The 13777-nt window shown below is 54.2% G+C and carries 16 protein-coding genes; 1 reads left to right on the top strand and 15 read right to left on the bottom strand.

Translation table 11 applies throughout. The features are described 5' to 3' along the window. Positions 1–82: 82 nt before the first annotated feature. The 13 genes from rlmN to trmJ form a co-directional block, all read right to left on the bottom strand. On the bottom strand, positions 83–1270 hold the full coding sequence (gene rlmN, locus KAJ71_RS14740; RefSeq protein WP_248946426.1) for a dual-specificity RNA methyltransferase RlmN: 1188 nt from the start codon (positions 1268–1270) through the stop codon (positions 83–85). 335 nt (positions 1271–1605) lie between these two features. Continuing rightward, positions 1606–2031: a nucleoside-diphosphate kinase gene (ndk, locus tag KAJ71_RS14735; RefSeq protein WP_202671266.1), complete on the bottom strand. Its 426-nt coding sequence runs from the start codon at positions 2029–2031 to the stop codon at positions 1606–1608. Between the two features lie 180 nt (positions 2032–2211). Next, a complete protein-coding gene (sseB, locus tag KAJ71_RS14730; RefSeq protein WP_202671265.1) occupies positions 2212–3051 on the bottom strand; it encodes an enhanced serine sensitivity protein SseB in 840 nt (279 codons plus the stop codon). Positions 3052–3118: 67 nt separating this feature from the next. After that, entirely contained in the window at positions 3119–4414 is a 1296-nt protein-coding gene (gene pepB, locus KAJ71_RS14725; RefSeq protein ID WP_248946424.1) for an aminopeptidase PepB, read from the bottom strand. Positions 4415–4494: 80 nt separating this feature from the next. Then, the gene (gene iscX / locus KAJ71_RS14720) at positions 4495–4689 is read right to left on the bottom strand and encodes a Fe-S cluster assembly protein IscX (RefSeq protein ID WP_248946423.1); all 195 of its coding nucleotides are present in this window, start codon (positions 4687–4689) and stop codon (positions 4495–4497) included. 166 nt (positions 4690–4855) lie between these two features. After that, positions 4856–5191, bottom strand: coding sequence for an ISC system 2Fe-2S type ferredoxin (gene fdx, locus KAJ71_RS14715; protein WP_248946422.1), 336 nt, complete (start codon positions 5189–5191; stop codon positions 4856–4858). Between the two features lie 2 nt (positions 5192–5193). Next, positions 5194–7044, bottom strand: coding sequence for a Fe-S protein assembly chaperone HscA (hscA, locus tag KAJ71_RS14710; protein ID WP_248946421.1), 1851 nt, complete (start codon positions 7042–7044; stop codon positions 5194–5196). Between the two features lie 100 nt (positions 7045–7144). After that, positions 7145–7666, bottom strand: coding sequence for a co-chaperone HscB (gene hscB, locus KAJ71_RS14705; RefSeq protein WP_248946420.1), 522 nt, complete (start codon positions 7664–7666; stop codon positions 7145–7147). Positions 7667–7734: 68 nt separating this feature from the next. Beyond that, a complete protein-coding gene (gene iscA, locus KAJ71_RS14700; RefSeq protein WP_021178859.1) occupies positions 7735–8058 on the bottom strand; it encodes an iron-sulfur cluster assembly protein IscA in 324 nt (107 codons plus the stop codon). 178 nt (positions 8059–8236) lie between these two features. Next, complete coding sequence (gene iscU, locus KAJ71_RS14695; protein ID WP_004952090.1) at positions 8237–8623, bottom strand: Fe-S cluster assembly scaffold IscU; 387 nt, start codon at positions 8621–8623, stop codon at positions 8237–8239. Positions 8624–8647: 24 nt separating this feature from the next. After that, the gene (locus KAJ71_RS14690; RefSeq protein WP_248946419.1) at positions 8648–9862 is read right to left on the bottom strand and encodes an IscS subfamily cysteine desulfurase; all 1215 of its coding nucleotides are present in this window, start codon (positions 9860–9862) and stop codon (positions 8648–8650) included. A gap of 55 nt (positions 9863–9917) precedes the next feature. Continuing rightward, entirely contained in the window at positions 9918–10412 is a 495-nt protein-coding gene (gene iscR / locus KAJ71_RS14685) for a Fe-S cluster assembly transcriptional regulator IscR (protein ID WP_248946417.1), read from the bottom strand. Positions 10413–10606: 194 nt separating this feature from the next. Further along, positions 10607–11341, bottom strand: a complete 735-nt coding sequence (gene trmJ, locus KAJ71_RS14680; protein ID WP_248946416.1) for a tRNA (cytosine(32)/uridine(32)-2'-O)-methyltransferase TrmJ — start codon at positions 11339–11341, stop codon at positions 10607–10609. 117 nt (positions 11342–11458) lie between these two features. On the opposite strand from trmJ, the gene suhB reads away from it, so the two are divergent. After that, complete coding sequence (suhB, locus tag KAJ71_RS14675) at positions 11459–12262, top strand: inositol-1-monophosphatase (RefSeq protein ID WP_248946415.1); 804 nt, start codon at positions 11459–11461, stop codon at positions 12260–12262. 35 nt (positions 12263–12297) lie between these two features. Here the strand turns inward: suhB and KAJ71_RS14670 are convergent, their stop codons facing one another. Then, positions 12298–13422 (bottom strand): DUF3322 domain-containing protein, encoded by a 1125-nt coding sequence (locus KAJ71_RS14670; protein WP_248946414.1) that lies wholly within the window; start codon positions 13420–13422, stop codon positions 12298–12300. Beyond that, positions 13328–13660, bottom strand: a complete 333-nt coding sequence (locus KAJ71_RS14665) for a DUF3375 family protein (RefSeq protein WP_511268708.1) — start codon at positions 13658–13660, stop codon at positions 13328–13330. The genes KAJ71_RS14670 and KAJ71_RS14665 overlap by 95 nt, the downstream gene beginning before the upstream one ends. Positions 13661–13777 lie beyond the last annotated feature (117 nt).

Here is a 13777-nt window from a genome sequence, read left to right as displayed (position 1 = left end):
TTATCCGATGTTACCCGATCGCCTGAAGGATTGCTGCTCACATAACAGGCTGTTAGATAACAAAAAAATCATGCTATAGGATTCAGACCGCTCGTACGTTGATAGGTTCCCCGGCCATTTTCTTTTTCAGGGTACGCTTGGTACGATCGATCACCTCTCCCGCCAACTGCCCACAGGCAGCATCAATGTCATCGCCACGGGTTTTACGAACAATAGTCGTAAAGCCGTATTCCATCAACACCTTGGAGAAACGGTCGACGCGGCTGTTGGAACTGCGGCCATAAGGTGCTCCAGGGAACGGGTTCCATGGGATCAGGTTGATCTTGCATGGCGTATCCTTCAGCACTTCCGCCAGTTGGTGCGCGTCGTCAGTGCTGTCGTTGATATGATCCAGCATCACGTACTCAACGGTGACCCGCCCTTGGTTAGCATTGGATTTTTCCAGATAACGGCGTACCGCCGCCAGGAAGGTTTCAATATTGTACTTGCGGTTGATTGGCACGATCTCGTCGCGGATCGTGTCGTTTGGTGCATGCAGCGAAATGGCCAGGGCCACATCGATCATGTCTCCCAATTTGTCCAAGGCGGGCACGACACCGGAGGTGGACAAGGTAACGCGGCGCTTGGACAGGCCAAAACCAAAGTCGTCCAGCATGATTTCCATCGCAGGCACCACGTTGGTCAGGTTAAGCAGCGGCTCGCCCATGCCCATCATCACCACGTTGGTGATCGGGCGCTGGCCGGTGACTTTGATGGCACCCAAAATTTTAGCGGCACGCCAAACCTGGCCGATAATTTCCGACACTCGCAGGTTGCGGTTAAAGCCCTGCTGAGCCGTGGAACAGAATTTGCACTCCAGTGCGCAGCCTACCTGTGAAGACACGCACAGAGTGGCGCGATCACCATCTGGGATATAGACAGTTTCGACCTGTTGATCGCCCACCTTGATGGCCCACTTGATGGTGCCATCAGCCGAACGCTGCTCTTCAGCTACTTCCGGCGCACGGATTTCCGCCACGCTCTGTAATTTATTGCGCAGCACCTTGTTGATGTCGGTCATCTGCTCAAAATCATCGCAGCAATAGTGATACATCCACTTCATCACCTGATCGGCGCGGAAAGGTTTTTCACCCATGTTGGCGAAGAATTCGCGCAATTGCTGACGGTTCAAATCCAGCAGGTTGATTTTGGCCGTAGCCGGTTGTTCCGTTTGCACGGTCAGGGAATTATTTTCAGACAAGGTATGCTCGGGCGCGATGGGTTCTAACATAATGATCTCTTAGCCTCGTTATTACACGTTATGGCTTGAAGGAGTGGAAAGTAAGTGTGTCATCAAAAGACACGCCCCAGGCAAGATGACTTCCCTGGGGCGCGGCATTGTACAAATTTTAGTAGCGGGTTTCTACGTCTGAACGGCTTTCACGGCATTTTTATTGTATCTGCCGGTAAAAGCTCACTTCACTATGCAAGAAACCTCTTAATACCCTATGGATTTCAAGTTGCAGCTAGGCGACAAGCTATCTCATCCCCAGGAGCTTACTTTTCGTAAGTGACTGGGGTGGGATAGTGCAGGTAACAACGCTGCAGCTTGAAAGACGACGGGTATTAACGTGCGCAGATTTCGCTTTCGTTAAAAAAGTAGGCGATTTCACGCTGGGCAGATTCTACTGCGTCTGAGCCGTGAACGGCGTTGGCAGTGAAGCTGTCTGCATAGTCAGCACGCAGAGTGCCAGCCAATGCGTTGTCCGGGTTGGTTGCGCCCATGATGTCACGGTTACGCTGTACGGCGTTTTCGGCTTCCAGAACCTGCACCACGATTGGGCCAGAGGTCATGAACTCAACCAGACCGTCGAAGAAAGGACGGCCTTTGTGCTCAGCGTAGAAGCCTTCGGCCTGTTCGCGAGTCAGACGCAACATTTTAGATGCGATGATTTTGAAACCCGCGCGCTCGAAACGAGCATAGATAGCGCCGATGTCATTGTTAGCTACTGCGTTTGGTTTAATGATGGAAAAGGTACGTTCTACGGTCATGATGGCCTCTATTATGTCTTCCAAAACAGGCCGGGCGATAAGGTGAGGTGCCGGCCTTTCAAGTGGCGCAGATTATATGTGCGCTGTTAACGCTTGCCTACGGGAAAATCAACATTTCATTAAAAAAAAATTATCTTAATCCTCGATAGTCAGCGACAAATTGGATCCTTACCGGTCGGTTTACTGTGTTTTATCGGTCGATGGGATCATATTTCGCAGCCAACTCCCCCAGCGACGTTGATAGAAAGCCTGGGTATGGGTGATCAGATAATGGCTCACGCCCCGCGCATTCTCTTCTACCAGGCAAAAATCGACTGGCTCATCGTTTGGCGCGGTTTCGCTGGCCACCATACCGGCTTCGCTGATCAGGGCTTCAATCTCTGCCGGGTCGCCATCCACTTCCAGACCCACCAGCAGGTTCGGCTTCTCGTCTACAGCACGGTCGTGCATCAGTGCCAGGAAAGCGCGGCGTACCGGTTTACGCTGGCTGAACAAGGTCGTCAGCGCATCTACCATCGCCGCAGGATACTCTTCGGGCTGCCCCAGCAGCAGCTGGGTTTCGGTATCGATATAGCGTTCCGCTGGCTTCACTACGCCGCCGGTAGCCAGCAGCATGGCGATCTCGGCTGGCAGGAATTCTTTGCCGTGGGTGCCTTTCGGGTTCAGGAACAGTTCGGCACCTTGCGTGATTTCAAACAGCACGCGAGCGGGCATGGCGATAAAGGGTTGCTCATCCTCCACGGCCTTTTGCAGCGCCTCCAATGAGGTGAAGAAAGGCACTACGCTGCTGCCATCCTGCTTTTCCCAGTGCTGAATGTTCACCGGTGTCTCGGCATTCAGCGTGATTTCGCCGTCGTGCGGCACCTGCTCGCTGTCACCCAAAATGTAAACCGTTGAATCCAGCAGTTCGCGGAAAAACGCCGGGCGGTGCGCCGGCTCCGAGGCCGCCAGCCTCAGCAGGCGCTCAAGCTCGTTTTCGCCCGCAACGGCGTCATCATCATGATGGTGGTGGGAACTCATTGCCGACTCCTCCAATGTATTAAGGGCTCAGCATGCTGAGCCCTTACGGAAAAACGTAATGTTAAACTTACTTGGCTTTGCTCAGCAACAGGTTGGCCAGCGTGCGAACGCCCAGACCGGTTGCGCCTGCCGACCACTGATCCACAGCACCTTTACGGTAAGTGGCAGAACAGTCAATGTGCAGCCAGCCCTTTTGGTAATTCTGCACAAAGTGTGACAGGAAAGCTGCGGCGGTACTGGCACCAGCAGTATAAGCCGGGCCTGCAACGTTGTTCAGTTCAGCAAAGTTTGACGGCAACTGGCTGCGGTGGAATTCCGCCAGCGGCAGACGCCAGAACGGCTCGTGCTCTTCATCCGCACTGGCCAACAGCTCTTGCGCCAGCGCATCGTCAAAGCTGAACAGCGCGTGGTAATCATTCCCTACCGCCGTTTTGGCTGCGCCGGTCAAGGTCGCACAATCGATGATCAACTGAGGGTTTTGTGCACTGGCATCGATCAGCCCATCGGCCAATACCAAACGCCCTTCCGCATCGGTATTCATCACTTCAACCGTTTTGCCATTGCGATAGCGGATAATATCACCCAGTTTGAAGGCGTTACCGCTGACCATATTGTCCGCACAGCACAGGTACAGCTTAACGCGCTGCTGCAAGCCACGTGCCACTGCTAATGCCAATGCGCCAGTGATGGTGGCCGCGCCGCCCATGTCGGACTTCATCGAGTCCATAAACGCGCTTTGCTTGAGGCTGTAGCCGCCGGTGTCGAAGGTGATACCTTTACCCACCAGGCAGGCAAATACCGGTGCATCAGGGTTGCCCGTCGGGTTAAAGTCCAGCGCCAACAGCACCGGAGAACGATCGGAACCCCGGCCAACGGTATGAATACCGGCGTAGTTCTGCTCACGCAGGTCTTCACCTTTGGTGATACGGTAGCTGACGGCATCGCAACCGACGGCACACATCAGATCAACCGCGCGGCTTGCCAGTTGCTCTGGCCCCAGCTCTTCCGCTGGCATATTGATGGTGTCACGCACCCAGTCGACAATCTTCAGGCGCTGTTGCAGTTCCTGGCTTTCCGCTTCCGGCAGCTCTGCCCATTCAACGCTACGCTGCCCTTTCGGCCCGCGATAGCCCTGCCAAAACGCCCAGCTATTTTCCAGGTCCCAGCCTTCCCCGGCCAGTTTCACTTTCTTGATACCCTGGCCATCGATCCTGCGTGCCGCACGCTGGATCAGGCCCAGTTTGCCGGAATTGCTCAGATGGATGGTGATGCCTTGGTCATTGGTGCTCAGCAGCGCCTTTTCACCCCAGCGCGCATCGGCGGGTTGCTGGGATAGCGTGATCTGCATGATTTCGGTTGTCATAGCCTTACTCCGGATTATTCTTGTACTAATCTTGTCGGATACAAAATAAACGGGCTGCCTTTGGCAGCCCATTTCGCTATTTACTCTGCTTCATCTAACCAGACCAGCAGGATCGCTTCCAGTATTTTTTCATTGGAAGCCTGCGGTTCGTCGTCAAATTCTTCCAGATCGCAAATCCACTGGTGCATATCGGTGAAACGCACGGTTTTCGGATCGGTATCTGGATAGGCATCGTACAGGGCTTCGCCGATTTCGCGGCTGTCTGTCCACTTCATAAAACTATCTCCTGCACTACATGATGATTACGGCTCATTTTACCCTATGGATTTCAAGTCGCAGCTAGGCGACAAGAGTGTGAGTCCCCAGGAGCTTACTTTCAGTAAGTGACTGGGGTTCACGCTCGCAGGTAACAACGCTGCGGCTTGAAAGACGACGGGTAAACTAGTGCTCGCGTGCGTGGTTGACGGTATAACGCGGCATTTCGACCACCAGATCGTCTTCGGTGACGCGGGCCTGGCAGCTCAAGCGGCTTTCCGGCTCCAGCCCCCAGGCTTTGTCCAGCATGTCATCTTCCAGCTCGCTGCTTTCGGCCAGGGAATCAAACCCTTCACGCACGATGCAGTGGCAGGTGGTACAGGCGCAGGACTTCTCACAGGCATGTTCAATTTCAATACCGTTACGCAGTGCGACATCGAGGATAGTTTCCCCAATTTCCGCTTCCAGTACTGCCCCCTCCGGGCATAGATCTTGATGGGGCAGGAAAACAATTTTCGGCATGGTTAAACCTCATCCACAGAATGGCCAGCCAGCGCACGGCGAATGGAGGCATCCATGCGGCGCGCGGCAAAATCTTGGGTTGTTGCATCGACTATTTTTATTGCAGCCTCGATCGCAGCAGGATCGGAGCCTTGCATCACTTGCTGGAGTTCGGCTACCGCGTTGTTGATAGCCTGGCTTTCTTCATCACTCAACAGAGCGGCATCGCTTGCCAGTGCACCTTGCAGGCTTTCCAGCACACGGGAAGCTTCTACCCGTTGCTCCGCCAGCTTGCGAGCACCGACATCGCTTTGCGCATTGGCCATCGAGTCCTTCAACATGCCAGCAATTTCGGCATCGGACAGACCATACGATGGCTTGACCTGAATGGAAGCTTCGACACCAGTGGATTTCTCCATCGCCGTCACGCTCAGCAGGCCATCGGCATCCACCTGGAAGGTCACACGAATATGTGCCCCACCAGCAGGCAACGGCGGTAAACCACGCAGCGTAAAGCGCGCCAGCGAACGGCAATCTTGCACCAGTTCACGCTCGCCTTGCAGCACATGGATCATCATCGCGCTCTGGCCGTCTTTAAAGGTAGTGAACTCCTGCGCTCGCGCCACCGGAATGGTGGTGTTACGCGGGATCACCTTCTCGACCAGGCCACCCATGGTTTCCAGGCCAAGCGACAGCGGGATCACGTCCAGCAGCAGCATTTCGCTATCCGGTTTGTTCCCTACCAGGATATCCGCCTGGATAGCGGCACCGATAGCCACTACCTTGTCCGGATCGATCGACGTCAGCGGCGTGCGGCCAAAGAACTCGCCCACCTGCTCGCGCACCAATGGCACACGGGTTGAGCCGCCAACCATCACCACTTCCAGCACCTCTTCGGCACTGACGGCGGCATCTTTCAGCGCGCGGCGGCAAGCCATCAGGGTGCGTTTCACCAACGAGGCAATCAGCGTTTCGAACTGTTCACGGGTCACTTCACCCTGCCAACCAGCGATATCTACCGTGGTGCTCTGCGCATCGCTCAGGGCGATTTTGACCGCAATCGCGGCATCCAGCAATTGGCGTTGCACACCATGATCGCTACGATCGCTAATACCGGCCTGTTCACGCAACCAGTCCGCCAGCAGATGGTCGAAGTCATCGCCACCCAATGCGGAATCACCGCCGGTAGCCAGCACTTCGAACACGCCACGGCTGAGACGCAAAATGGATATATCAAAGGTGCCGCCGCCCAGATCGTAAACAGCGATCACCCCTTCCTGACCCGAATCCAACCCGTAGGCGATAGCCGCGGCGGTCGGTTCGTTCAACAGGCGCAGTACGTGCAGGCCAGCCAGACGCGCAGCGTCTTTGGTGCCTTGGCGTTGAGCGTCGTCGAAGTAGGCGGGAACGGTGATCACCACCCCATCAAGTTCACCTTCCAGCGCCGCTTTAGCGCGGGTAGCCAGTGCCTTGAGGATATCGGCAGATACGCCAACCGGGTTAACCAGACCTGCGGCGGTCACGATCATTGGCAAGCCGTTGTCGCTGGCCTGGAACTGATACGGCAGGTTTGGATAGCGTTGTTGCACGTCAGCCAAAGAGCGGCCCATCATGCGTTTGACAGAGCTGACCGTATTGACCGGATCTTGTGCCGCCTGTGCACGAGCACTCCAGCCAACCTGGTGTTCGGTGGCCTGATAATGCACTACGGAAGGCAGCAGATAGCGCCCTTCAAGGTCGGCCAACGTTTCAGCCTGGCCGCTACGCACCGTAGCCACCAGCGAATTGGTGGTGCCCAGATCAATACCGGCAGCCAGACGGCGCTGATGCGGCGCAGCCGTGAGGCCAGGCTCACTAATTTGTAATAAGGCCATATACAAAGCTTCCACAATCAAGAATGTTTCCCCGTCGTCTTTCAAGTTGCAGCGTTGTTACTTTATTGCCTAGCTGCAACTCGAAATCCATAGGGGAGTTTTAATCAAAACCCAGCAATTTTTCTTCGAGTTGTTCAATCTGTTGCTGGAGTTTGTCCAAAAAGCGTAACTTGCGCACGGTATCGGCAGCCTGTGGCCACTGCTGATCATCCAGCTCCTGCACCATCTGCGCGCTACGCTGTTTGAAGGTCTTGTTCAGGCGCGTGGCGAAGTCAGCCAGTGCGTTTGGCGCATCCGGTGAGCGTTCAATGGCGTCAAGCTCTTCACGCAGCTCCAACTGTTCCATCAGGAATGCGGTGTCGCGCAGGGTATGTTGCTCGTTGCCCAAATCAAAGCCGTGCAAAGATAACATATACTCGGCACGTTTTAACGGGTGCTTCAGCGACTGATAGGCTTCATTGATGGTCGCCGCCTGCTGTAACGCCATCAGGCGTTCACGCTCCGGTTGGAGGGCATGACGATCGGGGTGGAATTGGCGCTGCAAATCTTGATAGCGTGAGGTAAGCAAGCTACCGTCTACGCTATAGCGGACCGGCAACCCGAATAAAGTAAAGTAATCCATAGCGTGCTCGGGGCGTTATCGTGATGATTGAGGTTCCCCCGTGGGTCACGGGGGAGCACGATGGACTGTCAGACGTTAAAGCTCTCGCCGCAGCCGCACTCGCTTGAGACGTTCGGGTTGTTGAACTTGAAGCCTTCGTTCAGACCTTCCTTGACGAAATCAAGCTCGGTGCCGTCCAGATAGACCAGGCTCTTGCCGTCAATGATCACCTTGACGCCTTTGTCTTCAAAAACGATATCATCGTCGTTCGTTTCATCAACAAATTCGAGCACATACGCCATTCCTGAACAGCCGGAAGTTCGCACGCCCAGACGCAGGCCGAGACCTTTGCCACGGTGGTCCAAAAATGCCTGAACCCGCTGCGCGGCGCTGTCGCTCATGGTAATCGACATAACAACCTCTTCAATCTTAGCCCGCAGAGCGGGCTAAATGACTTATTAATATACTCTAAATAATTCGAGTTGCAGGAAAGCGGCAAGCCCGAGAATCCCCAGGAGCATAGATGAACTATGTGACTGGGGTGAACAGGTGCAGCCAACGCACATGCAACTTGAAGTATGACGAGTATAACTACTTGGCGCTGTGTTTGCTCTTGTAGTCGGCGATCGCTGCTTTAATGGCGTCTTCGGCCAGAATCGAGCAGTGAATTTTAACCGGAGGTAACTCCAGTTCTTCGGCGATCTGGGTATTTTTGATCGCTTCGGCCTGATCAAGAGACTTGCCTTTCATCCATTCGGTCACCAGCGAGCTGGAAGCGATGGCGGAACCGCAGCCGTAGGTTTTGAAACGGGCATCTTCAATAATGCCTTCGTTGTTAACCTTGATCTGCAGCTTCATCACGTCGCCACAGGCCGGTGCCCCTACCATACCGCTACCGACGGTAGGATCTTCGTTATCAAACGACCCTACGTTACGCGGGTTTTCATAATGATCGATTACTTTTTCGCTGTAAGCCATGACGTTGCTCCTGGATGCTGAGAATTAATGATGTGCCCATTCGATGCTGTTGATATCCACGCCCTGCTTGAACATGTCCCACAGAGGGGAGAGATCGCGCAGACGGCCAATGGATTTACGCACCAACGAAATGGTGTAATCGATCTCTTCTTCCGTGGTGAAACGCCCCAGGGAGAAACGGATCGAGCTGTGCGCTAACTCATCACTCATACCCAGTGCACGCAGCACATAGGAGGGTTCAAGGCTGGCAGAAGTACAGGCTGAGCCTGAAGAAACCGCCAAGTCTTTCAACGCCATGATCAGCGACTCACCTTCAACATAGTTGAAGCTGACGTTGAGAATGTTCGGTGCACCGTGTTGCAGATCGCCGTTCAGATACACTTCTTCCATATCTTTCACGCCGTCCCACAGACGATCGCGCAGAGTGCGCAGGCGTGCCATTTCGCTGGCCATTTCTTCTTTGGCAATACGATAGGCTTCGCCCATGGCAACGATCTGATGCACTGCCAGGGTGCCGGAACGCATACCGCGCTCATGGCCACCGCCATGGATCTGGGCTTCGATGCGGATGCGCGGCTTACGCTGCACATACAGGGCACCAATACCTTTCGGGCCATAAATCTTGTGGCCGGAGAAGGACATCAGATCCACTTTCAGCTTGCTCAGATCGATAGGCAGTTTACCTACGCTCTGGGTTGCATCGACGTGATAGATGATGCCACGCGCCCGGCACATTTCGCCGATGGCAGCGATGTCCTGCACCACGCCAATTTCGTTATTCACGTGCATGATGGAAACCAGGATGGTGTCTTCACGCATCGCGGCTTCGAGAACCTGGAGATCGATGATCCCGTTGCTCTGCGGTGCCAGATAGGTGACTTCAAAACCTTCGCGCTCAAGTTGGCGGCAGGTATCCAGCACGGCTTTATGTTCGGTTTTACTAGTGATGATGTGCTTGCCCTTCTTCTGATAGAAGTTGGCAGCGCCTTTGATCGCCAGGTTATCGGATTCGGTGGCCCCAGAGGTGAAGACGATCTCACGCGGGTCCGCGCCAACCAGTTCAGCGATCTGGTTACGGGCGATATCAACCGCCTCTTCCGCCTGCCAGCCGAAACGGTGGGAACGGGAGGCCGGGTTACCGAAAGTGCCGTCCAGGGTCAAAAACTGCATCATCTTCTCGGCAACACGCGGATCGACGGGAGTCGTGGCCGAGTAGTCCAGATAAATCGGTAATTTCATTGCTCTTGTACTCCGTACATCACTTCCAAAAACCAATAAATTAGTCGCCAGCTGCTTATGCGCGCAGATTAACGTTGATCGTTTCTTGCAGACGACCGTTGGCCGTGCGGCGCGAATCGCTATTTTGACGGTCTGCCACGTCCAGCACTTCCTGGTTGTTCACCAATTCGGCCAGCGTAATATTGTTCAAGAACCCGCTGATGCGCTCGCTCAGATCGCGCCACAGGGTATGGGTCAGACAACGATCGCCCCCCTGGCAGCCTTCTTTACCCTGACAACGGGTTGCGTCTACTGACTCGTCGACTGCGGAAATCACCGCACCCACGGCGATAGCGTCCGCGTCTTTGCCCAGCAGGTAACCGCCGCCTGGCCCACGTACGCTGGCCACCAGGCCATTCTTACGCAGACGGGAAAACAGTTGTTCCAGATAAGAGAGCGAGATACCTTGGCGTTCGGAAATATCCGCCAGTGGTACCGGCCCTTCCTGGGAGTGTAATGCCACATCGAGCATGGCAGTTACTGCATAACGGCCTTTGGATGTCAGTCTCATAGCTAATTGGTTACCTGTTGGTCAAACATGGGCCAAATTCTGACATTCCCGAGTAAATCAGTCAACTATTTAACCCACTAATTTACTCAAGTATTCGTGCTTTTTGTGCGCATTCCTATCCGATGTATATAAAATACACCTTATAACCCGCAGATAAGCAATACTATCTTGCGTAACTGCGGGTGACAGCAAAATTAATTACCTTGCTGTTTATCCTGTTTCTCAATCGACGTCAGCATACCACGCAAGATATTCAACTCCTGCGCTTCCGGGCGTGCCCGAGCAAACAGGCGGCGTAAACGGTTCATCACCTGCCCTGGATGGGCGGCGCGGATAAAGCCGGTGCGTACCAGCGTCTGCTCCAGGTGCTGATAGAAGCGTTCAATATCATCCACCAGAGGATACGGCGACTCTTCCACCGGTGCGGCCTCCACCTGCTGGCGATCGAGGAAGGCAACGCGAACCTCATACGCCAGAATTTGCACTGCCATAGCCAGATTCAGCGAGCTGTAATCCGGGTTGGCGGGAATAGCGACATGATAATGGCATTTCTGTAATTCGTCATTGGTTAGCCCAACGCGTTCACGGCCAAAGACCAACGCAACCGGCCCCTGCTCCCCTTCCTGTACCGCGCGCACGCCGCATTCACGGGGTTCCAGCATCGGCCACGGGAGAGTGCGTGAACGAGCACTAGTGCCCACCACCAAGCGGCAACCCGCAATGGCTTCATCAAAAGTATCGACAATCGTGGCGTTGCCAATCACATCGCTGGCACCTGCGGCCAGGGCGATCGCCTGGGAATCGGGCTTCACCAGTGGATTGACCAGATAAAGGTTAGTTAACCCCATGGTTTTCATGGCGCGGGCAGTAGAACCCATGTTGCCAGTATGAGAGGTTTCAACTAGAACAATGCGGATATTGTGCAGCATACAAACTCTGAGCGTTGCGGAAAATCGTAGCATCCTAACACAGTCGTAGGTATTTTGCCGAACACCTGCTATACTTCGCGCCGTTTCCTGTTCTTTAACATCCTGTGGAAGATACCCATGCATCCGATGCTGACTATCGCCGTGCGCGCTGCGCGCAAGGCTGGCAACCTGATTGCCAAAAATTACGAGACTCCAGACGCTGTAGAAGCGACACAAAAAGGCTCTAACGACTTTGTCACTAACGTCGATCGCGAGGCTGAGCGTCTGATCATCGAAATCATCCGTAAATCTTACCCGAAACACACCGTAATTGGTGAAGAGTGCGGTGAGTTAACCGGTGAAGATCAGGATGTACAATGGGTGATTGATCCACTGGATGGCACCGCCAACTTCATCAAACGTCTACCCCACTTCTCCGTTTCCATCGCCGTACGCATTAAAGGCCGTACCGAAGTGGCCGTGGTTTACGATCCAATGCGCAACGAACTGTTCACCGCCACCCGTGGCCAGGGCGCACAGCTCAACGGTTACCGTCTGCGCGGCACCAACGCCAAAGATCTGGATGGCACCATCCTGGCGACCGGCTTCCCGTTCAAAGTCAAACAGCACGCACCGGCGTACATCAACCTGTTGGGCAAACTGTTCACCCAATGTGCCGACTTCCGCCGTACCGGTTCCGCCGCGCTGGATCTGGCCTACGTTGCCGCTGGCCGCGTTGACGGGTTCTTTGAGATCGGCCTGAAGCCTTGGGACTTTGCTGCTGGCGAACTGCTGGTACGTGAGTCTGGCGGCCTGGTCACCGACTTCGTTGGCGGCCACAACCACCTCAGCTCGGGCAACGTAGTTGCCGGTAACCCACGTGTGGTGAAAGCAATTCTTTCCAACATGCGTGAAGAACTGAGTGAAGCGCTGAAGCGTTAATCTCGGGCGGCATCAGGCTACTGATGCCGCGTTTTCTACTGCAAACAGCTCAACCATTCACCGAGTCGCTGTTGGATATAATCCGGCGCCAGCTTCTCCTGCTCCAAACGCGTTCCTGGGTAACTTCCCGCGATCAACGCCTTAAACAGCGCTAGTTCATCCGCCGTCAGGTGCGTTGGCACTACGGTCATCGAAGAGTCCTCATCAACCATCATCGCGGAATAGCGCATCACGGTGGTATGATCCATCATCAGGGCTGTCAGCTGTGGTAATTTGCCGCGCGCATCACTTAACACATGCAATCCCCACGAGTCGATATCGCCCCAGTAAGCGACCTGTTTATCGGCCAGCCAGGGTGCATCCAGCCAACTGACATTCTTCCCTCCGCCGGATACCGCTATCGTATCTGCCAATAAGGGTAATCCCAATCCTGACTGCACATTCTCCACCACCAGAATATGTTTGGCCGGTAACGGTTGTTGTCGCAGCTCATCCACCGTTAACTGCAACAACCCTAATCCCCCCAACCTGACCTGCGCGGCGGCGCATAGCGGGCGTACCGTTAACCAGCCTTTATGATTACCTTTAACATCCAGCCAGTTAGCCAAACCCCCTTGCGCTTTGATCACCCCATCATGCAGGCAATCGAGCAGATCGCTAATCAAGCGAACATATTGCTCTACAAATTTGGTATCGACGCCTTGCAGCGGTAAAGCACGTAGATACTGCCCATTCCCCATACCGGGTTTAAGCTGAGGAATTAACTGCTGCAACCGCTGAATATCTATCGGGGACAACGAGGCTAACAACTCCAGATAATTCACCAATACCGGGTACAATTTGGCCTCTATCGCCAATAATGGCGTCATATTTCGTACCCAGCTATCACTGCGGGCTTGTGCCTCTTTCCCCAGATAAGCCAGCAAGCTGGTGATATCCTCAAGCACCAACGCCATCGGCACCCGCTGGCTCCCCAACGTTCGATAATTACGCTCTTCCCACTCAAGCCATTGCTGCTGCGGAAATTGCCGCCAGGCACCGACGTAGCGCTGAAAATGCGCCAGGTCAGCTAATATTGCCCGATTCGTCGGTGGTTTCAGCGAAACACGTATGGGAAAAGGGCGTTCCCCTAAAAGACAGGCTTTCAAATTCACAGGCATCGGTTTTGGTCAGTTGGCCGTCCAACTCACGTAACCACCCTGCCTGGATCCATTGATTCAGATAGCTGGTTGCCGGGCTTTCGGTGATCCAAACGCCCTGGAGGCGGCACTGTTCAAGGATGCTGTCCAACAGAATGCGGGCACGCCCATAGGGCACTTCATTTTCCTCACTGAACAGATCGGCGACGAAAGCCAATATCAGCGGAGCGTTATTCGTGCGCAATAACTTCCAGGCTATATTTTCCTGATAGATACGCCGGAATCTGGCTTGGAACTCATAGAAACTAATGATAAACCTCTCTTTCTTTATAAGAAATCCTGAGGGATTACATTAGGTTATTTTACTTATGCTATC

It is taken from the genome of Serratia silvae (genome assembly GCF_023282985.1).
Lineage (GTDB): Bacteria > Pseudomonadota > Gammaproteobacteria > Enterobacterales > Enterobacteriaceae > Chania > Chania silvae.
Note: the sequence above shows the minus strand (reverse complement) of the source record. Positions and strands in the feature narration are given on the sequence as shown.